The following is a 25,727-nucleotide window of genomic DNA, read 5'->3' as shown; positions in this document are numbered from 1 at the left end:
CCGGGCGGCTCAGCCTGCCGCGCGGGCGGGGCGACCGGCGGCCACCAGCGCGGCAGTGCGCGGCCCCAGCCCGAGCCGGGCGGCGGCGACCAGGTCCGCTGCGGTGTCCACGTCCCGGCGCAGGCTGGGCCAGTCGCCCTCCAGCGGCTGCGCACCGCTCGCCGCGTGCGCTACCGCCGAGCCCACCCCGAAACGCGGATCCAGCGGCACACCGGGCCCTGCGGTGAGCAGCACCGTGCCCCCGCCGGGCGCGTCCGGCAGGAACCGGCGTACCCCGGGTCGGCTGTTCTGCGCCGCGAGCAGCGCACCGGCCAACTCGGCCGGGCGCAGCGCCGGCAGGTCCGCCGTGATCCCGGCCACCCACCCGCCGACGGCGCTGGCCGCCCCGTGCCGGAACGCGGCGTTCAGGCCGGCGTCCGGCTCGTCCGGCAGCACCCGCGCGCCGCCGGCCCGCGCCGCCGCCGCCACCCGGGCGTCGTCGGTCACCACCAGGGCCTCGGCGACCGCCGGGCAGGCCAGCACCGCGCGGAGCGTGTCGGACGCCAGGGCCAGCGCCAACTCCTCATGCGGTACGCCGGGCAGCGCGCCCCGCAGCCGGCTCTTCGCCACGGCCAGCCGCTTCACCGGCACCACCACGGCCCACCTCGGCTGAGTCACGTCCGCAATCCTGCCAGCCGGACGGCGGGCCCCTCGCTGGCCGTACCGGGGGCGAGCAGGCATGATTTCCGCTGCGGGCGTCGCGGGCGGGATTTCGCGGCGGGGTCGGGGCGCGAGGAGGAGGCACAGTGGCACGGCGGAGGCTGGGGTTCTGGCAACGGTTCGCCGTGGGGCTGGTGAAGCCGGTGATGACCGTCTGGACCCGGCGTACCTGGCGTGGTCAGGAGCATCTCCATGGCGACGGCGGCATGATCATCGTGGCGAACCACATCTCCCACGCCGACCCGCTGGTGTCCGCGCACTTCATCTACGACTCCGGGCGCTGGCCGCAGTACCTGGGCAAGGCCAGCGTGTTCCGGGTGCCGGTGGTCGGCTGGATCCTGCACCGGTGTCTGCAGATCCCGGTCGAGCGGGGCAGCGTGGACGCCGTCCGCTCGCTGGACGCACTGGTTGCCGCGCTCGACGAGGGCGGCGCGGTGGTGATCTACCCTGAGGGCACCACCACGCGACAGCCGGAGCTCTGGCCGATGAAGGCCAAGACCGGTGCGGCCCGGCTGGCCCTGGCCACCGGCGCCCCGGTCGTACCGGTGGTGATGTGGGGGCCGGAACGGATCTTCGACCCGCGGACGACCCGTGTCAGCCTTCGCCCCCGGATCCCGGTGACCGTTGCCGCCGGGGAGCCGATCGACCTGAGCCGGTGGGCGGACGCCCAGCCGACAAGGGCCACCCTCGAGGAGATGACGGACACCATCATGTTGCGGCTGCGGGACATGCTCGCCGAGATCCGTGGCGGTACCCCGCCGCCACTGTGGGAGCGACCGGCCCGGTCCTCCGGCGGCCGCGAGCAGCGGGACAACGCGGCATGAGCGAGCGGAGCGAGCGAATCATCCGGCTCAGCGGTGCCGTTCAGGCCGCCGCGAAGCGAAGCGGAGCGGTGGCATGAGCGGTCACGTCGCGGTGCTCGGTGCCGGTTCCTGGGGCACCGCGTTCGCCAAGATCCTCGCGGACGCGGGGCGGGACGTGACGGTGTGGGCCCGCCGGGCGCCGGTCGCCGAGAGCATCCGGACCGAGCGCCGTAATCCGGAGTACCTGCCCGACCTGCTGCTCCCGGCCCGCGTCACCGCCACCGCCGACGCCGCCGAGGCGATCACCGGCGCCGAGGTCGTGGTGTTGGCCGTGCCGTCGCAGACTCTTCGCGGCAACCTCGCCGAATGGGCCGGGCACCTGCACCCGGATTCCACACTGGTGTCGCTGATGAAGGGCATCGAGCTGGGCACCACCAAGCGGATGAGCGAGGTCATCGTGGAGACCGCCGGGGTCGCCGCGGACCGGGTGGTCGTCGTGTCCGGCCCGAACCTGGCCCCGGAGATCGCCGCCGAGCAGCCCGCCGCGACAGTGGTCGCCGCGACGAACAGCGCCCGCGCCACACTCGTCCAGTCGTCGATCCGGACGCCGTACCTGCGCCCCTACACGAACGACGACGTGATCGGCTGTGAGCTGGGCGGGGCGGTCAAGAACGTGATCGCCCTGTCGTACGGCATCGCCACCGCGATGGGTTTCGGCGACAACACCCGGGCCATGCTGATGACCCGTGGGCTGGCCGAGACGGCAAGACTGGGCGTGGCGCTCGGCGCGGACCCGATCACCTTCGCCGGCCTCGCCGGCATGGGCGACCTGGTCGCGTCCTGCTCGTCCCCGCTGGCCCGCAACCGCACCTTCGGCGAGCATCTGGGCCGGGGCGAGACGTTGGAGCAGGCCCAGACCGCCACCCGGCAGACCGCCGAGGGCGTGAAGAGCTGTCTGGCGATCCGCGACCTGGCCCGGGCGCACGGCGTGGAGATGCCGATCACCGAGCACGTCGAGCGGATCTGCCACGAGGGCATGGACCCGCGCCTCGCGGTGGAGACCCTGATGAGCCGTACCGCCAAACCCGAGTCGTACGAGTGAGGAACCCGATGAGCGAGTGGGGAGACGGCACCCGCTGCGTACGTGCTGGCCTGCCCGAGCCGGCACCGGGGGACCCGTTCCTGCCGGGGCCGGTCTTCGCCGCGCCGTACCACCTCGACCCGTTTGAGGGGCAGGGCGCGTCACCGAACGGCTACGGTCGCCCCGACAACCCGACCCGTCGGCTGCTGGAGGCGGCGGTGGGCGAGCTGGAGGGCGGTGACTGCCGGGTCTTCGCGACCGGTCAGGCGGCCATCACCGGCCTGCTGCTCACCCTGCTGCGGCCGGGGGACACCGTGGTGCTCCCCACCGACGGATACTTCCCGGTCCGGGCGTTCGCCACCGGTGTGCTGGAGACGATCGGTGTCCGGGTGCTGTTCGCGCCGACCGTCGGGCCGTACCCGTCGTTCGAGGGCGTCCGGCTGGTGCTGGTGGAGACGCCCGCCAACCCGGGCCTCGACGTGGTCGACGTGGCGGCCCTGGCCGAGCGGGCGCACGCCGCCGGCGCGCTGCTCGCCGTGGACAACACCACTGCCACCCCGCTTGGTCAGCGTCCGTTGGATCTCGGTGCCGACCTGGTGGTCGCCTCCGGGACGAAGGCGCTCACCGGTCACTCCGACCTGCTGCTGGGTTACCTGGCCAGCCGGTCCGCCGAGCTGATCGACGCGGTGACGACCTGGCGTACCACCACCGGGGCGGTTCCGGGCGCGTTCGACGCCTGGCTGGCCCACCGGTCACTGGCCACTCTCGACCTGCGGCTGGCGCGGCAGAGCGCGAACGCCGCCGCCGTCGTCGACCTGCTCGCCGGCCGCTCGGACGTGACCGGCCTGCGGTGGCCGGGGCGGCCGGACGACCCGGCGTACCCGGTCGCCTCGGCGCAGATGCGCCGGATACCGGGGGTGCTCTCGTTCGACCTGGGCGACGCCGACCGGGTGGGCCGATTCGTCGAGGCCGCCCGGCTGGTGGCGGCGGCGACCTCCTTCGGTGGCCTGCACACCACCGCTGACCGGCGGGCGCAGTGGGGCGACGACACCGCTCCGGGCTTCGTCCGGCTCTCCTGCGGCGCGGAGGACACCGCGGACCTGGTGGCCGACATCGCCGCCGCGTTGGATGCGGCGGGATCGGTCTGACGGCTCCTATGGCGCTCCCTTTCCCCGCCGACCGGGCCTCCCTGGTGGGTCGGTTGCGGGCCGCCGGTTGCGTCTACGCCGAGGACGAGGCCGAGCTGCTGCTGGCCGCCGCGCGCAGCCCGGCGGCGTTGGCCGAGCTGACCGACCGCCGGGCGGCGGGCGTTCCGTTGGAGTACCTGCTCGGCTGGGCGGAGTTCTGCGGCCTGCGGATAGCCGTCGACGAGGGCGTTTTCGTGCCCCGGGCCCGGACCGCCCTGCTGGTCGAGGTGGCGGCCGAACTGACCGGCGCGGCGCCGGCCGTGGTCGACCTGTGCTGCGGCTCCGGGGCCACCACTGTCGCGTTGGCGCACCGGCTCGCGCCCCGCTGGCTGGCTGCCGCCGACATCGATCCGGCGGCCGTGGCGTGTGCGCGCCGCAACGTGGTCGGGTTGGACGCCGAGGTGTACGAGGGCGACCTCTTCGCGCCGCTGCCCCGGCAGTGGCGGGGTCGGCTGGACCTGGTGGTCGCCAACGCCCCGTACGTGCCGACCGACGCTGTCGCGCTGATGCCACCGGAGGCGCGGCTGCACGAGGCCCCGGTGGCGCTCGACGGCGGCCCGGACGGGCTCTCCGTGTTGCGTCGGGTCGGTGCCGACGCCGCCGGATGGCTGACCCCCGGCGGTCACCTGGTGGTCGAAGCCGGCACCACCCAGGTCGACACGCTCTGCACCGCGTTCAGCGCGGCCGGCCTGGTACCGACAGTGCGCCACGACGAAGACCTGGACGCCACAGCGGTGTTCGCCCGCCGCCCCTGACCCGAGTCGATCATGGAGTTGTGGTGCCCGGTAAGTGCAATAACGAGTAATTCATCCCCCACCACAACTCCTTGATCGACTGTGGCGGGCTGCGTGCACGGCCGGCTGAGGGTGCTCGGGCCGCCCGGGCATGGCGGGGGAGGGGGGTTGGCACTAGCCTCGGCTCACACTCATGACGGCGGGAGGCGGTTTCGGTGGGCAGCGCAGGGGTGCCGGTTGTCGTCGGGCTGGACAACGGCGGCACCAGCAACAACGCCACAGTGCTGACGGTGGACGGCCGCTTCCTGGTGGACGGGCTGTTGGAGATCCCCAGCGAGGTGCGGGCCGGGCCGGAGGCGGCGATCGAGGCGTTGGCTCAGGCGCTGGACCGGGCCCTGGCGCAGACCGGAGTGCCGCGCGACCTGGTCCAGGCGGTCGGGCTGGACACTCCCGGCCCGGCCAGCGCTGAGGGCGTCATCTCGTCGCGGGGCTCCACCAACTTCTCCCAGCCGGCCTGGCGCGGCTTCGACGTGCGAGGGGCGCTGGAGCGACGGCTCGGGCTGCCGGTGGTCTATCACAACGACGGCAACGCGGCCGCGCTCTACGCCCACCACGTCTACTTCGGCGCCGACGCGATGAACCGCTCGTCGGTGTCCGCGATCGTCGGCACCGGCCTGGGTGGCGGTGTGGTCGAGAGCGGTCGGGTGATCGCCGGCGCGGCCGGGATGGCGGGAGAGTTGGGCCACGTGCACATCCCGCTGAACGGGTTGCTCGGCCCGGGTCAGCAGGAGCCCACCTGCGCCTGCGGCTTCACCGGAGATGTCGAGAGCGTCGCCTCGCTGACCGGCATCGAACGCAATCTGCTGCCGTACTGGCTGACCCGGTACCCCGACCACCCGCTCGCGGCCGAGCCGGTGGCCCGGGCGGCCAAGCTGGTCCGGGGGTACGGCGAGCGCGAGGACGCCCTCGCGCGGGACCTCTTCACCCAGCAGGCGATGGCGCTGGGGCGGCTGTTCACAGTCGCCGCGAACTTCACCGACCCGCACGCGTACTTCGTCGGCGGCGGAGTGGTGGAGGCGGCACCGGAGTTCCGCGACTGGTTCCTGGCGACGGTCCGTGAGCACACGGTGCTCCGCGAGGAGCAGGCCGCGGTGGCCACCTTCGCCCTGGTGCCGGATCGGGACATGGCCGGTGCCCGAGGCGTCGCGATCGCCGCGTTGGAGACCCTCCGCGCCGCTCCGGAGTCCCGACCGCTGGTTGCCTGAGCCGGCGCGGGGGGCGTTCCGAAGTCCTGCCCGCTGGCGGCGCGGGCGTTGTTACGGAGCGCCCTGCCCGCTGGTTGCCCGAGCCGGTGCGGGCCTCGGCCCGCACCGGCTCGGCACCTCTGGTCAGCGTTGCGGTGGCGCCTGGGCGAAGGCGGCCCAGGCCGCTGTTGGGAACAGCAGGGCCGGGCCGGCCGGGTCCTTGGAGTCGCGCACGGCAACGAGCCGCGGGATCGCGGCCACCTCCACGCAGGCGCCTTCGTCGCCGCTGCGGCTGCTCTTGCGCCACCGCGCCGCGGCCAAGGCCGCTGTGATCATCGGGGTCATCGGTCCTACCGTCCCTTCAGGACTGACAGGAGCATCTCGCGGCTGTCCGCCGGGCTGAGCGCCACGCTTCGGAGATGCTCCATGATCTTGGTGCAGGTACGCGTCTCGCCGGCGCGGTCGAGGATCATCTGCCCCGCAACGGTCTCCACCGACGCGATGATCGGGTCCTCCGGGTCGGCGAACTCGAGGATGTGCAGGGAACCCCGGGTGCCCCGGTGGTAGCCGGCGGAGAGCGGAATCACCTGGACGCTGATGTTCGGCAACTCGGCCATCTTGACCAGGTGCCGTAGTTGCCCGTTCATCACCGACTGGTCACCAACCGGCCGTAGCAGCGCGCCCTCGTCGATGATCGCGTCGAGGATGGGCGGCTGGTCGGCGGTGAGTCGCTGTTGTCGGTCGAGCCGGATCTTGACCCGCTGCTCCACCAGGTCGTCGCCGAGGGTGTGCGGCCCGCCGCGCATCACACCACGGATGTAGTCAGCGGTCTGCAACAGGCCGGGCACCACCGAGGGCTCGAAGTTGGCGATGGCTGTCGCCTCGGCCTCCAGCGCGATGAAGTCGATGGTGCGCGGATCCAGCAGGTAGGAGTACGACACCCACCAGCCGGGCTTGCGGGCGTCCTTGGCGAGCTGCACCGCCGCAGCCACCTCCTCGGCACTCACCCCGTACGACGTGAGCAGGGCGCGCACGGTGGCCGGGCTGATCAGGGTCTGGGCGTTCTCGTAGCGGGAGAGGGTGCTGCGGGTGCTGTTGATCTCATCCGCCGCGGTCTCCAGCGTCAGACCGGCGGCTTCCCGGTGGTGGCGCAGGGCGATGCCGAGCCGGCGGGCACGGGCGGTCTTCGGGGCCATGCATCGATGGTCGCATACATTTGCGGGAACGTCTGCATGAGAGAACGTCGATGGGAGTTGCATTCACGCCTATACACGTGTCAATCTGTTATGGCGTCCTCACCGCCGGTTGTCGTGGCGACGGTGGTGGTGAGCGACCGGAGGGGATGGGGCGCGCGGCGATCGGGTTTCTCCCCCGTACCCGATCGTCGCGTGCCGCCCCTCCATCCCGGCCTGCCGGAAGGAGACGACGTGCGAACCCGCCCGGAGCCCTCCGCCGTACCCTCGGGCGGAGTGCGATGACCCGCTTCCTCGTGGTGCTCACCGACGTGCGTCCCGTCGAGGGCGTCAACCGCAACGAGCGGGTGGCGCCGGAGCGGCGCCGGCAGGTCGTCGGCGCCAGCAGCCGGGAGGCCGCCGACCGCATCGCCGGCGCGTTCATGGCGCTGGGCATGGTGCGGGCCGGCCGGCAGCGGGTGAAGGTGATCGCAGTCGGCCGCCGGCACTCCCGGGACTGAGCAGCCCCAGGTCAGCGCTCTGCGGCGCCGCTACCGTCCGATTACACACCGTATATCCTCTCCTGACTGTTTGCCGTGTCGTGCCGTGGCTCGCCGGGTATCGCCTCGCCTCGCGGCCACGCACAGTAAGGTCAACCGGGTGAGCGCCACCGGCGAGCACGACCAGCCGCAGTCGCGTACGAAGAGGTGACCGGAGTGACCACCCCAGGCAAGACCCGCGTGGCGATCGTCTTCGGCGGCCGCAGCCCGGAGCACGGCATCTCCTGCGTCAGCGCCGGCAGCGTGTTCGGCGCACTCGACCCGGACGAGTTCGAGGTGGTGCCGGTGGGCATCACCCGGGCTGGCCAGTGGGTGCTGACCAACGGAGACCCCGCCCAGCTCGCGATCAACGCCCGTCAGCTGCCGGAGATCACCGCCGACTCGGGTGACGACATCGTGCTGCGCGCCGACCCCACCGGCAACGGACTGATGGTGCTCGACCCGACCGAGGGCCCCCGGGCGCTGGCCGACGTGGACGTGGTCTTCCCGGTGCTGCACGGCACCTACGGCGAGGACGGCACCATCCAGGGAATGCTGGAGATGGCCGGCATCCCCTACGTCGGGGCGAACGTGTTCGCCTCCGCGGCCGCCATGGACAAGGAGTTCACCAAGAAGCTCTGTGCCATCGAGGGCATCCCGGTCGGCACGTACGCCGTGCTGCGCAACGGCATGACGCTCACCGAGCAGGACAAGGAGCGCCTCGGCCTGCCGGTCTTCGTCAAGCCGTCCCGGGCCGGGTCGTCGTTCGGCGTCAGCAAGGTCACCGACTGGGCCGAGTTGGACGCGGCGGTCGCCGCCGCCCGGCAGTTCGACCCGAAGGTCATCATCGAGGCCGCGATCGTCGGCCGCGAGATCGAGTGCGGTGTGCTCGAGGGCGAGGCCGGCGGCACGCCCGAGGCGTCAGTGCTGGCCGAGGTGCGGGTCGTCGCCGACCACGACTTCTACGACTTCGAGGCGAAGTACCTCGACGACTCCTGCGAGTACGACATCCCGGCCAACCTGCCGGAGAAGGTGACCCGCCAGGTGCAGGAGTACGCGGTCCGCGCGTTCACCGCACTGGACTGCGCCGGTCTGGCCCGGGCGGACTTCTTCGTCACTCCCGAGCTGGACGTCTACCTCAACGAGATCAACACGATGCCCGGCTTCACCCCGACGTCGATGTTCCCGCGGATGTGGGCGGCCTCCGGCCTGGAGTACCCGAAGCTGGTCAACCGGCTGATCCGTACCGCCCAGCGGCGCGGCGTCGGCCTGCACTGAACCGTCCGAACCCCGCCCGCGCCGGTCAGTCGGCGCGGGCGGAGTCGGTTCGGGTTCAGCGCTGGCAGCCGGACGGAATCGCGCCGCCGGAGGGCACGCTCGCCACGATCGTGCTGGAGATCGTCGGCAACCACTGCAACGGCTGCTCGTACGAGCGCGGGACGCGCACGGTGATCAGCGTCTCCCGGTCGACAGTGGAGAGGACCGCCGCGTCGGCCTGCTCGGCCAAGTGCCAGCAGACCCGGTTGACCGTCCAGACCTCGTCGGTGCTGGGGAAGGCCGGCTCGGTGCCGCCGCAGGCCACTGTGAGCGCGGGGTCGCCGTAGGCGGCGTTCTGCTCCGGGCCGGCGGTGACCGGCCGCTGGGCCAGGTCGCGGATGCTGGCCGGAAGCTGGGAGAGCAGGGCCCTGCAGACAGTTGCCGGGCGGGTGGCCAGCGCCGGGGCGGCCATCTCCACCGGGGTGGTGGACTGCACCCGGGCGGTGGTCGCGGAGGGCGTCGGCGCGGCGGCCGGCGCGTCCGGGCTGAGCTTGCTGAAGGCCAGCACGGCCACCAGCAGCGTGATCGGCAGCGCGATCAACGTGGCCAGCAGGGCCGCGCCACGCATGGTCCGATCGCGGCCGGCCGGCGCGGCGGCGGCGGGATCGGTCGACTCGCGGTTACCGTCAGCCGGCTCGGACGGCCCGTCGGCCGCGTCGCGTGCCCCGTCGTCGTCCAGCGCCGAGGAGGAGGTCGTCATCTCGTCCACTTACAGCCGCACCACCGAACACGTGAGGGTGCGGGTGATGCCCGGCACCATCTGCACCTTGCTGACGATGAGTTTGCCGAGCTCGTCGACGGTGTTCGCCTCGGTGAGGACGACCACGTCGTACGGCCCGGTGACGGCGTCGACGCGTACCACGCCGGAGATGTCCGCGATGAGACCCGCCACGTCACGTGCGCGGCCTACCTCGGTCTGGATGAGGATGTACGCCTGTACCACGACTCGACCTCCGTCCGTCGCCGCCCGGGAGCGGCCCGAAGGGTGAAACTACCTTACGGACCAGGTCTGATCCCTATCGGTGGTCAAGGAGCAGCGGTGAGCGAGCACGGCGGAGCCGGGCGGCACGGGCGGAACGCCCACGGTGGCGTCGGGATGTCCGGGATCGGGGAGTTCGGGCTGATCGGGAAGATCACCGCCCGGCTGTCGTACGGGCCGACGACCCTGCTCGGCCCGGGCGACGACGCGGCGGTGGTGGCCGCGCCGGACGGCCGGGTGGCGGCCTCCACAGACGTGCTGGTCGACGGGCGGCACTTCCGACGGGACTGGTCCTCGGCCCGCGACGTCGGGCACCGGGCGGCAGCCGCCAACCTGGCGGACATCGCGGCGATGGGTGCCACGCCGACCGCCCTGCTTGTCGCTCTCTGCATGCCGGCGGACCTGGACACCGCCTGGGCGGAGGAGCTGGCCGACGGGCTCTCCGCGGAAGCGGCGACGGTCGGCGCGAGCGTCGTCGGCGGGGACATGTCGGCCAGTCCCACACTGACCGTCGCGGTCACCGCGCTGGGCGACCTGGCGGGCCGTCCGCCCGTGCTGCGCTCGGGCGCCCGACCGGGGGACGTGCTCGCGCTGGCCGGGCGCACCGGGTACGCGGCAGCCGGGCTGACCGTGCTGACCCGGGGCTTCCGGACGCCTCGGCTGTTGGTCGAGGCGTACCGGCGGCCGCAGGTCCCCTACCAGGCCGGCCCGCAAGCCGCCCAGCTCGGCGCCACCTCCATGATCGACGTGTCGGACGGGCTCCTCGCCGACCTCGGGCACGTCTCGGCGGCCAGCGGGGTGGCTGTCGACGTCCGCCGCGACGGGTTCGAGGTGCCCCGGCAGATGGCCGACGCGGCGCAGGCGCTCGGCGTCGACCCGTACACCTGGATCCTCGCCGGTGGCGACGATCACGCGCTGGCCGCGACCTTCCCCCCGGCGGTGGTGCTGCCATCGGGCTGGCGGCCGATCGGTCTGGTCACCGACGGTGCCGGCGTGACGGTCGACGGCGTCGCCTACGACGGCCCGACCGGCTGGGACCACTTCCGGTGAGGCCCGCGAGCGGCCGTACCCTGGATACCGTGAGTGAGATCGAGATCCGGGTGGTGCGGTTCGACGCACCGGTGGCGCAGCACCTGATCCGTGCCGCACTGGCCGACCTCGGTGCCCGTTACGGCGGCACCGGCGACGACACCCCCGTGGACGCCGCCGAGTTCGAGCCGCCCGATGGCGCGTTCCTGGTGGCCTACCTGGGCGGCGAGCCGGTCGGCTGCGGTGGCTGGCGCAGCCACGGGGCGGACACCGCGGAGCTGAAGCGGATGTACACGACGCCGAAGGCACGGGGGCGGGGCGTGGCCCGCGCGGTGCTGGCGGCCGTCGAGCGCTCCGCCCGTGAGCACTGCCGCAAGCGAGTGGTCCTGGAATGCGGCGACAAGCAGCCCGAGGCGATCGCCATGTACGGCTCCGCCGGGTACGAGCGGATCCCCAACTTCGGCTTCTACAAGGACGCGGAGGGCTGCGTCTCCTTCGGCCGCACCCTCTGACCCGCGGGCCAGCCCTCGGCGGGCCCGGCCTGGCCGGTGTGCCGGGTCACTGTCGGCCCGACCGGACCGGCTGCTGGATCAGGCCCTGGCGGGCCTGGCCTGCGGCGTCTGCCCGGGGACACGACAGAGCCGGCGGACCCTCGGGGCCCGCCGGCTGAGCCGAACGAAAAGGTGGGTGCTACCGCGTCAGGCGCGGGTGACCTTGCCGGCCTTGATGCACGAGGTGCAGACCTTCAACTTCTTGGTGTTGCCACCACCGGCCGGGGTACGCACCGACTGGATGTTCGGGTTCCAGCGGCGGTTGGTCCGCCGGTGCGAGTGGGACACGTTGTGGCCGAAGCCCGGTCCCTTGCCACAGACGTCGCACACGCTAGCCACGGGATACTCCTGGGATTGATACGTTCATGAGGTCGCCGGCAGGTGCTGCCCGGGCAACCTGGTCAGGTTACCCGATGACTCGCCGACCCGGCCAACCGGCCTGGTCCAGCGTTCGCCCGTGCCCCGGCTCACGCCTGGTCGTGGGCCCGTCCGCCCTGCGGTGGGCCGGCCCGGCGGCAAGGGTACCGGAGGCGCTCGTCCCGGCTGCGGCCACCGCCGGCCCGGGCCGGCGAGGACACGCCGGACGAGTCCGACGGGTGTCGGTGCGCGCCAGTAGGCTTCTGCCCGTGCTGGACACCCTCGACGCCGCCGCGGTCCGCCGCTGGTGCGCGAGCGGGCTGGCCGCACTGAAGCGCCACCAGGGCGAGATCGACCAGCTCAACGTCTATCCGGTGCCCGACGGCGACACCGGCACCAACCTGGTGCTCACCCTCACCTCGGCGCAGCAGGCCCTCGCCATGGATCTGGACACTCTCCCCGACAGCGGGCCGACGGCGCACGGGCACGCGCTGCGGCTGATGGCCCAGGGCGCGCTGCTCGGCGCGCGAGGCAATTCCGGGGTGATCCTCTCGCAGATCCTGCGTGGTTTCGCCGACCAGGTCGCCGGGGCGCCGGCGGTGCGTGGCCGGGAGTTGGCCGCCGCGCTGCGCTCCGGCACCGCCGCCGCGTACACCGCTGTCTCCCGGCCGGTCGAGGGCACAGTGCTCACCGTTGTCGCGGCGGCCGCCGCCGCAGCCGAGGGCGCGGACAGCGACGACCTGCCGACGGTGGCCGGCGTCGCGGCCCGGGCGGCGGCCGAGGCGCTCGCCCGCACCCCGGAACAGCTACCGGCGCTGGCCCGCGCGGGTGTGGTCGACGCCGGCGGCAGAGGGCTCTGCGTGCTGCTCGACGCCCTGGTCGAGGTGCTGACCGGGGAGCCCACCGCCCGGCCCGCACCGACGCCGCGCTCCGCCGCCCGCCCGGCGGCCACCGTCGCCCGCGAGACCGGTTCGGAGGAATACGCGTACGAGGTGCAGTTCCTGCTCGACGCCCGAGCCGAGGCGGTCGCCGGGTTGCGGCGGGCGCTCGACGCCCTGGGAGATTCGCTTGTCGTCGTCGGCGACGGGCGTGAGCCGGAAGGCACCTGGAACGTGCACGTGCACGTCAACGACGTGGGCGCGGCGGTGGAGGCCGGTGTCGCCGCCGGCCGCCCGTACCGCATCTCGGTCACCCGTTTCGCCGACCAGTCGGAGTCGCCCTCCGGCCCGGTGGTGGCCGGCCGGGCCGCGGTGGTGGTGGCCACCGGCGGCGGCATCGCCGACCTGTTCGCCGCGGAGGGCGCCACAGTCGTGCCGGGCAACCCGTCCACCGGCGAGTTGCTGGACGCCGTCCGCAGCACCGGCGCGGCCCGGGTGGTGGTGCTGCCCAACGACGCCAACACCGAGGCGGTGGCGAGCGCCGCCGCCCGGGAGGCCCATCGGTACGGCATCAAGGTGAGCGTGGTGCCGACCCGCTCGCCGGTGCAGGCCCTCGCAGCCCTCGCGGTCCGTGACGGTGACCGTCGTTTCGAGGACGACGTCATCGCGATGGCCGAGGCGGCTGGCGCCTGCCGTTACGCCGAGGTCTGCCATGCCAGCCGGGAGGCGCTGACAGTGGCCGGCCAGTGCCGTCCCGGTGACGTGCTGGCGCTGGTGGAGGGGGAGGTGCACCTGATCGGCACCGACCTCACCGACACCTGCGCCGCAGTGGTCGACCGGATGCTCGGTGGTGGTGGCGAGATGGTCACCCTGCTGGCCGGGGTGGACGCTCCGGCCGGGCTCACCGACGCCGTCCGCGCGCACGTCGCGCGACGCTGGCCGTTCGTCGAGGTGCACGCGTACCCGGGCGGCCAGCCGTTTTATCCGCTCCTGGTAGGGATCGAATGAGCGAACCAGCGACTGTGGACACTCCGCTGAAGAAGCTGGTCGGGGACAAGACAGCCAAGGCGCTGGCCTCGCACCTCGACCTGCACACCGCAGGTGACCTGGTCTACCACTTCCCGCGTCGGTACGACGAACGTGGCGAACACACCGACATCCGTTCACTGGACGTCGGTGAGCAGGTCACGGTGTTGGCCCAGGTGCAGCGCACCGCGGTGCGCCCGATGCGGCAGCGGCGGGGCAACCTGCTGGAGGTGACAGTCGGCGACGGCTCGGGCGGGGTGCTGACGTTGACCTTCTTCGGCAACCAGGCGTGGCGCGAGCGCGAGCTGCGCCCCGGCCGGTGGGGGCTGTTCGCCGGCAAGGTCACCGAGTTCCGGGGCAAACGGCAGCTCAACGGCCCGGAGTACGTCCTGCTCGGCGAGGGTGGCGACGGTGAGGCGGCGGTCAGCGACGACATCGAGGAGTTCGCCGGGGCGCTGATCCCCGTCTACCCGGCGGCGGCGGCCGTGCCGACCTGGGTGATCGCGCGCTGCGTGCGCGTCGTACTGGACACGTTCACCCCACCGGACGATCCACTGCCGAGCGCCGTGCGGGCCAGCCGCAAGCTGGTCGGGCTGGGCGTCGCGCTGACCGAGATCCACCGCCCGTCCAGCAAGGAGGCGCTGCACCAGGCGCGGCGGCGCCTCAAGTGGGACGAGGCATTCGCCGTCCAGGTGACCCTGGTGCAGCGCAAGCACCGGGCGGCCGACTGGCCGGCCCGGCCCCGCCCGGCGCGCCCGGGCGGGCTGTTGGAGGCATTCGACGCCCGACTCCCGTACGAGCTGACTGCCGGCCAACGTGAGGTGGGTGTGGAGATTGCGGCGGACCTGGCCGCCCCGCATCCCATGCACCGTTTGTTGCAGGGCGAGGTGGGCTCGGGCAAGACGGTGGTGGCGTTGCGGGCGATGCTCCAGGTGGTCGACGCGGGCGGGCAAGCCGCGCTGCTGGCGCCCACCGAGGTGCTGGCCGCCCAGCACCACCGCGGCATGCTCGACCTGCTCGGTCCGCTCGGGCGGGCCGGTGAGCTGGGCTCCGTGGAGCACGCCACCCGGGTCGAGCTGGTCACCGGTTCGCTGGGCGCGGCGGCCCGCCGGCGGGCGCTCGGTGAGGTGGCCAGCGGTGCCGCCGGCATCGTGCTCGGCACCCATGCCCTGCTCTACGAGGGGGTCGACTTCGCCGATCTCGGCCTGGTGGTGGTCGACGAGCAGCACCGCTTCGGCGTGGAGCAGCGCGACGCCCTGCGCGCCAAGGCCGATCAGCCGCCGCACGTGCTGGTGATGACGGCCACCCCGATCCCGCGCACCGTGGCGATGACCGTCTACGGCGACCTGGAGGTCTCCACGCTCTCCCAGCTGCCCCGGGGGCGGTCGCCGATCGCCTCGCACGTGGTGCCGGCCGCCGAGAAGCCCGCCTACCTGGACCGGGCCTGGCGTCGGCTGCGCGAGGAGGTGGCGGCCGGCCACCAGGCGTACGTGGTGTGCCCGCGGATCGGGGATTCGAGGTCCGGGGCCGGAGCGGCCAACGCGAAGGCGCCGGACTTCGAACACGGGCCGACCAGCGACGAGGAGCCGCCACCCGAGGACGACAACGGCCGTCGGCCACCGCTGGCGGTGACCGAGGTGGCCCCGCTGCTGGCCGAGGGCCCGCTGAACGGCCTGCGGATCGGGGTGCTGCACGGTCGCCTGCCGGCCGACGAGAAGGATGCGGTGATGCGTTCCTTCGCGGCTGGTGACCTGGACGTGCTGGTGGCGACGACAGTGGTCGAGGTTGGCGTGGACGTACCGAACGCCACAGTGATGATCGTGCTGGACGCCGACCGGTTCGGCGTCTCCCAGCTGCACCAGTTGCGGGGCCGGGTCGGTCGGGGCGCCGCCGCCGGGCTCTGCCTGTTGGTCAGCGAGGCGGCCGAGGGTTCGTCGGCGCGGGAACGGTTGGACGCGGTGGCGTCCACGGGCGACGGGTTCAAGCTCGCCGAACTGGATCTGGAGCAGCGCCGCGAGGGCGACGTGCTGGGTGCCACCCAGTCCGGGCGTCGCTCGCACCTGCGGTTGCTGTCCCTGCGACGCGACGCCGACCTGATCCGCGACGCCCGTGCCGAGGCGATCACTCTGATCGAGGGCGACCCGGAGCTGGCCCGCAGCCCGGCACTGGCCGCCTCGGTGGCCGCACTGGTGGACGAGGACCGCGCGGAGTACCTGGAGAAGGGCTGACCACACGCCCGGCCGCCGTCCGCCTCGCCGTTGATCCGCTCGGCTTTCATGAAACCGGGGTGTCCCGCCGACGCGGATACCCCGGTTTCAGTGACGTCGAGTCGATCACCCAGGCCAGTACGTGGCTGAGGGCGCGCCGACCGGTTGGTCGACGCGCCCTCAGGTGTCAGAGCGTGTTGTCTCAGGCGGTGAAGCGAACCCGACGACGACGCGCCACCATGAACAGCGCCACACCGGCGGCCAGCAGGACCGCCGCGCCGGCGATGATGCCGCCGGTGGCAGCACCGGTCAGCGGCAGGGCCGGCTCGTCCTTGTCGCCGCCACCCTGACCCGGGGTGCAGTCGGCCGGCTTCTCCCAGGCGATCGGGCTGGTGTCGTCGAGGCCCTCGGCGGCCGGGGTCACGGTCAGACCCTCCTCAGCCGGGAAGGTGACGGTGCCGCTCTTGCCCGGCTCGACGGTCAGCGTCTGGGCCTTGCCCTTGTTCGGGGTGAAGGTGATGGTGATCGTCTTACCGTCGGCCGGGTTGGCGATGTCGAAGATCAGCTCGGTGCAGGTCGACTTGTAGCTGCCGGCCGGCTCGCCGGGCTCGACGCAGTTCTCGGCGGCGGCGGGCGTGCCCTCGAAGAGCGGCTTGTCCTGCCCGTCGGCAACCACCTTGATGCCGGTGGCGTTCTTGGCGGGCACCTTCACCGACTTGCTCTCGCCGACCGCAACGGTGACGTTCTTGGTGAAGTCGCCGGCACCGGTGATGGTGAACTTCGCCGGAGCGGTGGCGTCCTCAGCGTTGCCGAGCTTGACGACGACGTCGCCGTCACAGTCGGCGGCCACGTTGGCGGTCGGCTTGGGGGTGGCCGGAACCGGGGGCTGCTCCTTGGCGCAGGACTCGCTGAACTCGATCGACTGCGAGCGCAGCTTGTCGTCCTCGAACTCGTTGTCCCACATGGCCCGCACCGACAGGGTGGCCTTGGTGGTCTTCGCGTCCAGGCGCTGGGTGGCGACCACCGCGTCGCTGACGGCGTGCGGGTAGACCTTGCCCTCAGTCACGGCGATGCCGTCGATGGTGGCGTCGCTGGCGGTGTCGCCGACGTACGTCTTCGCCGAGACCTCGCTGAACTTGTAGTTCTTGACGTTGCCCGGGGCGTAGCTCTTGACGGTCCAGGTGGCCACCCACTCGCCGGTGGCGGTGTCACAGTCGGCCTTGACCTGGATCTCGCTGTGGTGGGCGCTGGCGGGTGCGGCGAACGTCACGACGCCGGCGAGGCCGATCAACGCGCCTGCGGCGATGGCCGCGACGCGCCGGAACGGAGACTTGGGAGGGTTCACGCCTGCTCCTGATGAGGGGGGTACGGATCGCGTGGCGGGAGGCCGGGAGACATCGTGACCGGGGAGTCACCTGCTCACCGGGGCGTCGCGCGACGCGGTGGTGTTCCCGCGTCGAAAGCGGGGACAGGGGGAGACTGTACTGATGGGTGGTTAATGAGGGGAGTTCAGATCATTGCCATCCGGCAATGTAGTCGATTCGTGATCTTTGATGAACCGAAGGTGTCGGTCCGGTCACTGGGGACGGTCCGCCCGTCCCGGCTCCACGGTGGATGTCACGCCGACGTGGCTGCTCAGGTACGCCGCGCTGGCCGGCTCCGCGATCCGCGCCGTGCTGACCGGGTCCGCGCCGCATCGCGTAGCGTCGCGGGCATGAGCAGGAGGAAACGGTGACCCGGATCGTGGCCGGGACGCTCGGTGGCCGGCGGATCGCCGCGCCGCCCGGCGCCGGCACCCGACCGACCTCGGACCGGGTTCGGGAAGCGCTGTTCAGTGCCGTCCAGGCCGCTGTCGATCTCGATGGCGCCCGCTTCGCCGACCTGTACGCCGGCTCCGGCGCGGTCGGCCTGGAGGCGCTCTCCAGAGGTGCCCGACACGTGTTGCTGGTCGAGTCCGACCCGCGGGCGGCCCGGGTGATCCGGGAGAACGTGGCGGTCCTCCGTGCCGGTCCGGCAGCCCGTCTGGTCACCGGCAAGGTGGCGACGGTGTTGGCCGCCGGACCGGACGGCGAGCCGTACGACGTGGTCTTCGCCGACCCGCCGTACGCGGTGCCGGACGAGGAGATCACCGCGCTGTTGGCGGCGCTGGTCGACGGCGGCTGGTTGGCGCCCGACGCGTTGGTGGTGGTGGAGCGGTCCCGGCGCACCAGGGAGTTCGACTGGGTGGAGGGGATCACCGCCGAACGCAGTCGCCGTTACGGCGAGACCACCCTTTGGTACGGTCGCCGATCATGAGACGTGCGGTGTGCCCCGGTTCGTTCGACCCGGTCACCAACGGACACCTTGACATCATCGGGCGGGCCAGTCGGCTCTTCGATGAGGTGATCGTCGGTGTGCTGGTGAATCAGTCGAAGAGTGGCCTGTTCACCGTCGAGGAGCGCATCGAGATGCTCCGCGAGGTGACCTCGTCGTACGGCAACGTGCGGGTCGAGTCGTTCCGAGGGCTGCTGGTGGACTTCTGCCGGGCACAGCAGGCCAGTGTGCTGATCAAGGGCCTGCGGGCGGTCAGCGACTTCGACTACGAGTTGCAGATGGCCCAGATGAACATCGGTCTGGCCGGCGTCGAGACGCTCTTCATGCCGACCAACCCGCTCTACTCGTTCCTCTCGTCCAGCCTGGTCAAGGACGTGGCCAAGTGGGGTGGCGACATCTCCGCCCACGTCCCCGACCCGGTCCGCGAAGCCCTCCAGGCCCGCCTGGGCCCCCGCCCCTAACGGACCCCGGCTCCCCCCACCCCGCGCCTGCACCCCGCGACCCCACCCCGCGACCCCACCCCGCGCCTTCACCCCGCGATCTTGCACTTATGGTTCCCGGATCGCCCCTTTCGGCCTGGTTTGGCGCGACCGAAAGTGCAAGATCGGCGCGGGGGGGAGGCGCGGGGGAGCGCGGGGGGAGCGCGGGTGACTATGTCGCGACTCGCCGGGTTGGGGTGAGTGGGGCGGCGGTGGGGCAGGCACGACATGATTGGTGGCGCGGGGAACGGCCGTAGCCCGCATCATGGAGGTCGGCCGACGAACGACAGGAGTGAGGTAGCCGGTGGACCCGCTCGATCGCATCGACGAACTGATCGCCATCCTGGAGCAGGCCCGCTCCGTCCCGATGTCGCGCAACAACTGCATGGTCGACCGGGGTGAGATGATCGCTGCCCTCGATGAGATGCGTGCCGATCTCCCTGCCGACCTGCGTCGCGCCGCCGCACTCCTGGAGGAGCGCGACAAGATCATGGACGCCGGCAAGCGCGAGGCGGACCGGATCATCAGTGAGGGTGAGGCAGAACACGCCCGCCTGGTCTCGGTGAACGAGATCACCGTGTCGGCCGAGCACGAGGGCGCCCGGATCATCGGCGAGGCCCGCGCCGAGGCGCAGCGCCTGCGTGAGGAGGTCGACGACTACGTCGACACCGCGTTGGCGAACTTCGAGCAGTTCCTCACCAGGGCGCTGGCCTCGATAGAGCGCGGCCGGGACAAGATGCACGCGTTGCGGGAGATCGGCACCTTCGCTGGGGATGAGGCGGAACGCCCGCTACCCTTCTGAGCGGCACCTCACCAGCCGACTTCTCAGGCGGGCGTCGCCCCCGGTTCGACGGTCCGGCGGTCGTCCAGGTAACCTTTTTTGTCGGCCTCTCACCGGCCGGAGTCTAACTATGCCCAAGCACTCGCCATCGACACTCAACCCCAGGTCGCCGTTGGTCCTCGACACGAGGGACCTCCCGCGTCGCCCTGGCGCGTTGCGTGAGGTCCGGCGGGTCGTGCCGGCACCGGCGGACCTCGGTGTGGAGTTGATCGGCGTGCCGGAGGGTGCTGACCTCGACCTCGATCTGAGGTTGCAGTCGGTGTCCGAGGGCGTGCTCGTCTCCGGGACCATCACCGGTCCCGTCCGGGGCGAGTGCGGCCGTTGCCTGCGCGAGATCAACGACTCGATGGGCGTGACGATCCAGGAGCTGTACGCGTACGAGGACAGCACCACGGACGCCACGACCGACGAGGACGAGGTGGGCCGGATGCAGGGCGATCTGATCGACCTGGAGCCGGCGCTGCGGGACGCGTTGGTGCTCACGCTGCCGACCAACCCGCTCTGCCGGGAGGACTGCCCAGGACTGTGCCCCGAATGCGGGGCGCACTGGGACGATCTGCCGGCCGACCACAGTCACCAGCAGATCGACCCGCGTTGGGCGGGCCTGTCGCAACTGACCGTTACAGAGGAGTAAGAACCGTGGCCGTCCCGAAGCGCAAGATGTCGCGCAGCAACACCCGGTCCCGCCGGGCGAACTGGAAGGCGACGGTGGTCGCGACCGTTGCGTGCCCGCAGTGCAAGTCCCCGAAGCTGCCGCACGCCGCCTGCTCCGTCTGCGGCACCTACAACGGCCGCCAGGTTCTCGAGGTCTGACCTGGACGCCGAGTGACGCCCCCGACCCCAGGTCGGGCGGCGCGCGCATCCTGGCATTCGCCCGGCGCTCCGGCTCCCTCCGACGCCGGCCGGCCCAGTCCGGCCGGCGTTCCGGTGGAGCCGGGCGCCGCGCGGATCGCCGTTGACCTCCTCGGCGGGGACGACGCTCCCGCCGTCGTGGTTGACGGCGCTCTGCGGGCCATGCGCGCCGACCCTGACCTGCATCTGCTTCTCGTCGGTCCGACCGAGGTCGCCGACGAGTTGATTGCTGCCCTCGATCCGGCGCAACGCGCCCGGATCACGGTGCGGCCCGTTCGCGATGTCGTCGGCATGGCCGACCATCCCAGCGCCGCCCGCTCCGAGAGCACCGTCCGCGCCGCGGTAACCGCCGTCCGGGACGGGACCGCCGACGCCCTGGTCTCCGCCGGCGCCACCGGTGCCACAGTCACCGCTGCCGTACTCGGCCTCGGCCGTTCGCCGGAGATCCGTCAACCCGCGCTGGCCGCCACCCTGCCCGCCGTGGCGGGGCCTGTCGTGTTGCTCGACGTCGGCGGCTCCCTGGAACCCCGCCCGGCCACCCTCGCCCGCCACGCGGTGCTCGGCGCCGCGTACGCGGCGGTGGCCCACTCGATCGCCGCGCCCCGGGTCGGGCTGCTCTCGGTCGGCACCGAGGCCGGCAAGGGCGACCGGGTCCGCCGCGCCACCGACCCCCTGCTCGCCGTCGAACCGCTGCCCGGCGGGGCGCGCTACGTCGGCCTGGTCGAGGGGTACGACGTGGCCCTCGGCGCGCGCGCCGATGTGGTCGTCACCGACGGCTTCACCGGTAACGTGCTGCTCAAGGCCATTGAGGGCGCGTACGCGATGGCCGGCGGCCCACCTGCCCAGGGCGGCGCGCCCCGCGCGGCGGCCCTGCTGGGCGTCGCGGGGACGGTGGTCGTCTGTCACGGGTCCGCCCGCGCCGACGACGTCGCCTCCGGCATAGCTCTCGCCGCCCACCTGTGGCGGCGGCGCGCCACCGATCTCGTCACCGCGTTGCTCGACCGCGACGCCGCGACGGGTCGCACCGACCGCTCCACCGACACCGAGGTACGCACATGAGCAACGACAAGCGGCGGCGGGCGTCCGTCGGTCACCTGGAAACCGCCTTCGGAGTGAGCCTGGAACCCGAGCTGCTCCAGCGCGCGTTGACCCACCGGTCGTACGCGTACGAGAACGGCGGGCTGCCGACCAACGAGCGGCTGGAGTTCCTCGGCGACTCGGTGCTCGGCGTGGTGATCACCACGGCGCTGTTCCACAACCACCCGGATCTGCCTGAGGGGCAGTTGGCCAAGCTGCGGGCCAGCGTGGTCAACATGCGGGCGCTCGCCGACGTGGCCCGCGGTCTGGGCCCGGACGGGCTCGGCGCGTACCTGCTGCTCGGCAAGGGTGAGGAGACGACCGGCGGCCGGGACAAGGCGAGCATCCTCGCCGACACGCTGGAGGCGCTGCTCGGCGCGATCTACCTCCAGTACGGCCTGGACACCACGGGGATCGTCATCCACCGGCTCTTCGACCCGCTGATGGCCGAGTCGGCCGGTCGCGGGGCCGCACTGGACTGGAAGACCAGCCTCCAGGAGCTGACGGCGGCGCTCGGTCTCGGCGTCCCGGAGTACCGGATCGAGGGCACCGGCCCGGATCACCTCAAGACGTTCACCGCCTGGGTGGTGGTGGCTGGCATCCGGTACGGCGGCGCTGAGGGGCGCAGCAAGAAGGAGGCCGAGCAGCGGGCCGCCGAGGCCGCCTGGCGGACGCTCGCCGAGCAGAACGGTCAGAACGGCGACGACGGCCAGGATGGCCGGGCCGGCGACGATCGCCAGGACCAGACCATTGGTCGGGACGACGCAGGCGACCGGGACGAGCCGTTCGGGCCGCTGGAGCGCGCCGAGCGGGCGGCTGAGGCCGAGCAGTCCGACCACCTGGCGCAGGCGCTGCCGGCCGGGGGCGCCGACGGTCACGAGACGGGCGGGCCGCGTGCCTGAGCTGCCCGAGGTGGAGACGGTCCGGCAGGGGGTGGCCCAGTGGGTCGTCGGCCGTCGGATCGCCTCGGTCGAGGTTCGTCATCCGCGTGCGGTCCGCCGGCACGTTCCCGGCGACGTGCACTTCGCCGACGTGCTCGCCGGTCGGACGGTGCTGGACGCCCGCCGTCGCGGCAAGTACCTGTGGCTGCCACTGGACAGCGGTGACGCGATCGTCGGGCACCTTGGCATGTCGGGCCAGCTGCTGCTCCAGCCACCCGGAACGACTGACGAGACCCACCTTCGGGTCCGGTTCCGGTTCAGCGACGACGGCCCGGAGCTGCGCTTCGTCGACCAGCGCACGTTCGGCGGGCTCTCGGTGAGCGAGGGCGGCGCCGAGTTGCCCGACGAGATCGCGCACATCGCCCGCGATCCGATGGACCCGGAGTTCTCCGACGAGGCCTTCGTCGCGGCGCTGCGCCGCCGGCACACCGAGGTGAAGCGGGCGCTGCTCGACCAGACCCTGATCTCCGGAGTGGGCAACATCTACGCCGACGAGGCGCTCTGGCGCGCCAAGCTGCATGGCGGCCGACCCACCGACGCGTTGACCGGCCCGGCCGCGCAGCGCCTGCTCGGCCACGTCCGTGACGTGCTGGCCGAGGCGATCAGCGAGGGCGGCACCAGCTTCGACGCCCTCTACGTGAACGTCAACGGCGAGAGTGGCTACTTCGACCGGGCGCTCAACGCCTACGGCCGCGAGGGTGAGCCGTGCCGGCGGTGTGGCGCGCCGATCCGCCGCGAGGCGTTCATGAACCGCTCCTCGTACAGTTGCCCGCACTGTCAGCCACGGCCCCGGGGTTCCCTTCGGGGATGACCCGGAGTCGGCTCGGGGCGATACCGGCGGGTCGCGGCCTGTCGCTGCGGGGTGGACCCCGGTGTACGTCCGGATCGGGGTCCGACCCCCGGCGAACGCACCCCCGTGCCCGGTCCGGTGGTTCCAGGGTGGGCCCGGGTCGATCCCCGATGTGACCGCCTCGTCACGCACCTAACGTCAGCACAGTTGACAGGGGGCTGACGTGACAGGGGGACCCGAGATGGGGAGAAGACCGGTGACGGTGCGGCTGGCGCGGTGGAGCGCCGAGCATCCGTGGCGGGCGATCGCACTGTGGGCCGTGTTCGTGGCGGTGTGCTTCGTGGGCGGCAACGCCGCCGGACTCAACGAGGCCACCAGCGGCGACCAGGCGATCGGCGAGGCGGGGCGGGCCAGCCTCATCGTGGACGCCGGTGACTTCGACGACCCGGCCGTGGACAACGTCCTGATCACCTCCCGGGGTGGCGCGTTGGACCAGGCGGCGGCGAAGTCGGCGGCCGACGACGCGGCGGCCCGGCTGCGTACGGTCGCCGGGGTGGCCGGGGTGGGCCAGCCGGTCACCGCGCGGGACGGCTCGGCGTTGCTGCTGCCGATCACCATGTCGGGTGACCCGGAGACGGCCTCGGATCGGGTGCAGCCGTTGCGCGACGCCACCGCCAGCGTGCAGGACGCGTATCCGGGGCTGCGGGTCGAGCAGGTCGGCGGGCCGTCGATCGGCCAGGCTCTCGACGACACGCTGGGTAAGGACTTCAAGCGGGCCGAGCTGCTCAGTCTGCCGGTCACCCTGGCGATCCTGATCATCGCGTTCGGCGCGCTGATCGCGGCAAGCGTGCCGGTGCTGCTGGCACTCTCCTCGGTGGCCGCCGCGATGGGTCTGTCCACTCTCGCCTCGCACCTGGTGCCGGCCACCGACACCACGGCACCGGTGATCCTGCTGATCGGTATGGCTGTCGGCGTGGACTACTCGCTGTTCTACATCCGTCGGGAGCGGGAGGAACGCGCCAAGGGCCGGTCCGGTCTGGACGCGGTGGAGATCGCCGCGGAGACCTCCGGGCACGCGGTGGTGGTCTCCGGCTTCGCGGTGATCATCTCGATGGCCGGGCTGCTGCTCGCCGGCGACGTGGTCTTCTCGTCCCTCGCCATCGGCTCGATCCTCGTGGTCGCCGTCGCGGTGACCGGTTCACTGACCGTCCTGCCCGCCCTGCTGGCCCGGCTCGGCCGTTGGGTGGACCGGCCCCGGGTGCCGCTGCTCTGGCGGCTCACCGCGCCGCGTACCGGCCGGCACGGCGAGCCCCGCGCGCCCCGCCTGTGGCCGGCGGTGCTCCGGCCCGCGCTGCGCGCACCGGTGGCGACGCTCGTCATCTCGGTCGGGCTGCTGCTCGCGCTGGCCGCGCCGGCGCTCGGCATGAAGCTGAAGTTCCCCGGCATGGAGGACCTGCCTCGCACGACTCCGGCGATGCAGGCGTACGACAGGCTCACCGCCGCCTTCCCGAGCGCCGGCACCAATCACGTGGTGGCCGTCCGGGCACCCGCCGACCAGGCCGACCAGGTACGCGCCGCCCTCACCGACCTGTCCACCCGGGCGGCCGGCGACCCGCTGTTCGCCCCGGCCGAGGCGGACGGCCCGAAGATCGAGGTGTCGGCCGACCGGCGGGTCTCGGTGCTGGACGTCCCCACCCCGTACGCCAGTCGGGACGACCGGTCGGTGCAGTCGTTGGAGAAGCTGCGCGGGGACCTGGTCCCGGTCGAGCTGCGGGGCATCCCCGGCATCGAGTACGCGGTGGGCGGGAGCGTCGCCGACAGTGAGGACTACGCCCAGCACGTCCGGGACAAGCTGCCGTTGGTCATGGGCTTCGTGCTGGTGCTGACCTTCCTGGTCATGACGTTCACCTTCCGGTCGGTGGTGATCGCGGCAAGCTCGATCGCGCTGAACCTGCTCTCCGCCGGCGCCGCGTACGGCCTGCTGGTGCTGATCTTCCAGGGCGAGTGGGCGCAGGGACTGCTCGGCTTCACGTCGATGGGCGCGATCGTGTCCTGGCTGCCGCTGTTCCTGTTCGTGGTGCTCTTCGGCCTCTCGATGGACTACCACGTCTTCGTGGTCAGTCGGATCCGCGAGGGCGTCCGGTCCGGCCTGCCCAACCGCGACGCCGTGTCGTACGGGATCACCTCGTCGGCCGGGGTGGTGACCAGCGCGGCGATCGTGATGGTCGGGGTCTTCTCGATCTTCGCCACGCTGAGCACGATCGACATGAAGCAGCTCGGCATCGGTCTGGCGGCGGCGATCCTCCTGGACGCCACGATCATCCGGGGAGTGGTGCTGCCGGCGTTGATGACGATGCTCGGCGACGCCAACTGGTGGGCCCCGCGCTTCCTGCGCCCCCGCCCGGCCCCCGCGCCCACCGACCCGCCCGCCCCCGCCCCGGAGCTGGTCCCAGTCCCGTAACCCCGCCCAGCCCTCACCCGCCCCCGCCCAGCCCCGCCCAGCCCCGCCCAGCCCCGCCCCGCCCAGCCCTGCCCCGCCCAGCCCTGCCCCGCCCCGCCCTCGCCCCGCCCAGCCTCGCCGATCTTGCAGTTTCTGTCGCGACAAACCCGGGCCAACCCGGCAAACCGGCG

The 25,727-nt window shown here is 72.5% G+C and carries 27 protein-coding genes; 20 read left to right on the top strand and 7 right to left on the bottom strand.

The genetic code is table 11. The features are described 5' to 3' along the window. Positions 1 to 9: 9 nt before the first annotated feature. Positions 10 to 657, bottom strand: a complete 648-nt coding sequence (gene cofC, locus AB0B98_RS13495) for a 2-phospho-L-lactate guanylyltransferase (protein ID WP_357362735.1) — start codon at positions 655 to 657, stop codon at positions 10 to 12. 128 nt (positions 658 to 785) lie between these two features. On the opposite strand from cofC, the gene AB0B98_RS13490 reads away from it, so the two are divergent. From AB0B98_RS13490 to AB0B98_RS13470, 5 genes are all read left to right on the top strand, one after another. Beyond that, positions 786 to 1,523: a lysophospholipid acyltransferase family protein gene (locus tag AB0B98_RS13490; RefSeq protein ID WP_357362733.1), complete on the top strand. Its 738-nt coding sequence runs from the start codon at positions 786 to 788 to the stop codon at positions 1,521 to 1,523. A gap of 73 nt (positions 1,524 to 1,596) precedes the next feature. Then, positions 1,597 to 2,604, top strand: coding sequence for an NAD(P)H-dependent glycerol-3-phosphate dehydrogenase (locus tag AB0B98_RS13485; protein ID WP_238671064.1), 1,008 nt, complete (start codon positions 1,597 to 1,599; stop codon positions 2,602 to 2,604). 8 nt (positions 2,605 to 2,612) lie between these two features. Beyond that, a complete protein-coding gene (locus AB0B98_RS13480; RefSeq protein ID WP_238671065.1) occupies positions 2,613 to 3,731 on the top strand; it encodes a cystathionine gamma-lyase in 1,119 nt (372 codons plus the stop codon). Between the two features lie 8 nt (positions 3,732 to 3,739). Further along, a complete protein-coding gene (locus AB0B98_RS13475; protein WP_357362731.1) occupies positions 3,740 to 4,525 on the top strand; it encodes a putative protein N(5)-glutamine methyltransferase in 786 nt (261 codons plus the stop codon). A gap of 194 nt (positions 4,526 to 4,719) precedes the next feature. After that, complete coding sequence (locus AB0B98_RS13470; protein WP_238671067.1) at positions 4,720 to 5,769, top strand: ROK family protein; 1,050 nt, start codon at positions 4,720 to 4,722, stop codon at positions 5,767 to 5,769. A 123-nt stretch (positions 5,770 to 5,892) separates the two neighbouring features. On the opposite strand, the gene AB0B98_RS13465 is transcribed toward AB0B98_RS13470, so the two are convergent. Together AB0B98_RS13465 and AB0B98_RS13460 are read right to left on the bottom strand one after the other, a co-directional pair. Beyond that, complete coding sequence (locus tag AB0B98_RS13465) at positions 5,893 to 6,093, bottom strand: DUF397 domain-containing protein (RefSeq protein WP_112582016.1); 201 nt, start codon at positions 6,091 to 6,093, stop codon at positions 5,893 to 5,895. Between the two features lie 5 nt (positions 6,094 to 6,098). Continuing rightward, positions 6,099 to 6,944 (bottom strand): helix-turn-helix transcriptional regulator, encoded by an 846-nt coding sequence (locus AB0B98_RS13460; RefSeq protein ID WP_091393087.1) that lies wholly within the window; start codon positions 6,942 to 6,944, stop codon positions 6,099 to 6,101. A gap of 278 nt (positions 6,945 to 7,222) precedes the next feature. On the opposite strand from AB0B98_RS13460, the gene AB0B98_RS13455 reads away from it, so the two are divergent. Together AB0B98_RS13455 and AB0B98_RS13450 are read left to right on the top strand one after the other, a co-directional pair. After that, positions 7,223 to 7,441: a hypothetical protein gene (locus AB0B98_RS13455; RefSeq protein WP_030335309.1), complete on the top strand. Its 219-nt coding sequence runs from the start codon at positions 7,223 to 7,225 to the stop codon at positions 7,439 to 7,441. Positions 7,442 to 7,636: 195 nt separating this feature from the next. Beyond that, the gene (locus AB0B98_RS13450; RefSeq protein ID WP_357362729.1) at positions 7,637 to 8,737 is read left to right on the top strand and encodes a D-alanine--D-alanine ligase family protein; all 1,101 of its coding nucleotides are present in this window, start codon (positions 7,637 to 7,639) and stop codon (positions 8,735 to 8,737) included. A gap of 55 nt (positions 8,738 to 8,792) precedes the next feature. Here the strand turns inward: AB0B98_RS13450 and AB0B98_RS13445 are convergent, their stop codons facing one another. Then, a complete protein-coding gene (locus tag AB0B98_RS13445) occupies positions 8,793 to 9,485 on the bottom strand; it encodes a DUF3515 family protein (protein WP_238671069.1) in 693 nt (230 codons plus the stop codon). Continuing rightward, positions 9,486 to 9,719: an Lrp/AsnC ligand binding domain-containing protein gene (locus AB0B98_RS13440; RefSeq protein ID WP_030335303.1), complete on the bottom strand. Its 234-nt coding sequence runs from the start codon at positions 9,717 to 9,719 to the stop codon at positions 9,486 to 9,488. Positions 9,720 to 9,872: 153 nt separating this feature from the next. Between AB0B98_RS13440 and AB0B98_RS13435 the strand changes: the two genes are divergently transcribed. Both AB0B98_RS13435 and AB0B98_RS13430 read left to right on the top strand, forming a co-directional pair. After that, positions 9,873 to 10,805 (top strand): thiamine-phosphate kinase, encoded by a 933-nt coding sequence (locus AB0B98_RS13435; protein ID WP_238671084.1) that lies wholly within the window; start codon positions 9,873 to 9,875, stop codon positions 10,803 to 10,805. A 29-nt stretch (positions 10,806 to 10,834) separates the two neighbouring features. After that, positions 10,835 to 11,296: a GNAT family N-acetyltransferase gene (locus tag AB0B98_RS13430; RefSeq protein WP_357362727.1), complete on the top strand. Its 462-nt coding sequence runs from the start codon at positions 10,835 to 10,837 to the stop codon at positions 11,294 to 11,296. Between the two features lie 186 nt (positions 11,297 to 11,482). Here the strand turns inward: AB0B98_RS13430 and rpmB are convergent, their stop codons facing one another. Further along, the gene (gene rpmB, locus AB0B98_RS13425) at positions 11,483 to 11,674 is read right to left on the bottom strand and encodes a 50S ribosomal protein L28 (RefSeq protein WP_011905179.1); all 192 of its coding nucleotides are present in this window, start codon (positions 11,672 to 11,674) and stop codon (positions 11,483 to 11,485) included. A 287-nt stretch (positions 11,675 to 11,961) separates the two neighbouring features. Between rpmB and AB0B98_RS13420 the strand changes: the two genes are divergently transcribed. Both AB0B98_RS13420 and recG read left to right on the top strand, forming a co-directional pair. Further along, positions 11,962 to 13,578 (top strand): DAK2 domain-containing protein, encoded by a 1,617-nt coding sequence (locus AB0B98_RS13420; RefSeq protein WP_238671071.1) that lies wholly within the window; start codon positions 11,962 to 11,964, stop codon positions 13,576 to 13,578. Then, positions 13,575 to 15,824, top strand: coding sequence for an ATP-dependent DNA helicase RecG (gene recG / locus AB0B98_RS13415; RefSeq protein ID WP_357362724.1), 2,250 nt, complete (start codon positions 13,575 to 13,577; stop codon positions 15,822 to 15,824). The genes AB0B98_RS13420 and recG overlap by 4 nt, the downstream gene beginning before the upstream one ends. Positions 15,825 to 16,005: 181 nt before the next feature. On the opposite strand, the gene AB0B98_RS13410 is transcribed toward recG, so the two are convergent. After that, a complete protein-coding gene (locus AB0B98_RS13410) occupies positions 16,006 to 17,148 on the bottom strand; it encodes an LPXTG cell wall anchor domain-containing protein (RefSeq protein WP_238671073.1) in 1,143 nt (380 codons plus the stop codon). Between the two features lie 386 nt (positions 17,149 to 17,534). Here AB0B98_RS13410 and rsmD point away from each other — a divergent pair, with 386 nt between their 5' ends. The 9 genes from rsmD (at position 17,535) to AB0B98_RS13365 (ending at position 25,557) form a co-directional block, all read left to right on the top strand. Further along, the gene (rsmD, locus tag AB0B98_RS13405; RefSeq protein WP_238671074.1) at positions 17,535 to 18,098 is read left to right on the top strand and encodes a 16S rRNA (guanine(966)-N(2))-methyltransferase RsmD; all 564 of its coding nucleotides are present in this window, start codon (positions 17,535 to 17,537) and stop codon (positions 18,096 to 18,098) included. Continuing rightward, positions 18,095 to 18,577 carry a pantetheine-phosphate adenylyltransferase gene (gene coaD / locus AB0B98_RS13400; RefSeq protein ID WP_091393067.1) on the top strand — a complete coding sequence of 161 codons (483 nt, stop codon included), beginning with the start codon at positions 18,095 to 18,097 and terminating at the stop codon, positions 18,575 to 18,577. Before rsmD ends, coaD begins: the two co-directional genes overlap by 4 nt. 322 nt (positions 18,578 to 18,899) lie before the next feature. Next, positions 18,900 to 19,397 (top strand): hypothetical protein, encoded by a 498-nt coding sequence (locus AB0B98_RS13395; RefSeq protein WP_196921503.1) that lies wholly within the window; start codon positions 18,900 to 18,902, stop codon positions 19,395 to 19,397. A 109-nt stretch (positions 19,398 to 19,506) separates the two neighbouring features. Further along, positions 19,507 to 20,070 (top strand): YceD family protein, encoded by a 564-nt coding sequence (locus tag AB0B98_RS13390; protein WP_091393061.1) that lies wholly within the window; start codon positions 19,507 to 19,509, stop codon positions 20,068 to 20,070. 5 nt (positions 20,071 to 20,075) lie between these two features. Continuing rightward, positions 20,076 to 20,249: a 50S ribosomal protein L32 gene (rpmF, locus tag AB0B98_RS13385; RefSeq protein WP_030335284.1), complete on the top strand. Its 174-nt coding sequence runs from the start codon at positions 20,076 to 20,078 to the stop codon at positions 20,247 to 20,249. Positions 20,250 to 20,363: 114 nt separating this feature from the next. Next, a complete protein-coding gene (locus AB0B98_RS13380; RefSeq protein WP_357362722.1) occupies positions 20,364 to 21,347 on the top strand; it encodes a phosphate acyltransferase PlsX in 984 nt (327 codons plus the stop codon). Further along, positions 21,344 to 22,267: a ribonuclease III gene (gene rnc / locus AB0B98_RS13375; protein WP_357362721.1), complete on the top strand. Its 924-nt coding sequence runs from the start codon at positions 21,344 to 21,346 to the stop codon at positions 22,265 to 22,267. The genes AB0B98_RS13380 and rnc overlap by 4 nt, the downstream gene beginning before the upstream one ends. Continuing rightward, positions 22,260 to 23,117: a bifunctional DNA-formamidopyrimidine glycosylase/DNA-(apurinic or apyrimidinic site) lyase gene (mutM, locus tag AB0B98_RS13370; protein ID WP_091393055.1), complete on the top strand. Its 858-nt coding sequence runs from the start codon at positions 22,260 to 22,262 to the stop codon at positions 23,115 to 23,117. The genes rnc and mutM overlap by 8 nt, the downstream gene beginning before the upstream one ends. A 220-nt stretch (positions 23,118 to 23,337) precedes the next feature. After that, complete coding sequence (locus tag AB0B98_RS13365) at positions 23,338 to 25,557, top strand: MMPL family transporter (protein ID WP_357362719.1); 2,220 nt, start codon at positions 23,338 to 23,340, stop codon at positions 25,555 to 25,557. Positions 25,558 to 25,727: the final 170 nt, after the last annotated feature.

The organism is Micromonospora sp. NPDC048947, from assembly GCF_040649495.1.
GTDB lineage: Bacteria > Actinomycetota > Actinomycetes > Mycobacteriales > Micromonosporaceae > Micromonospora > Micromonospora alfalfae.
Note: the sequence above shows the minus strand (reverse complement) of the source record. Positions and strands in the feature narration are given on the sequence as shown.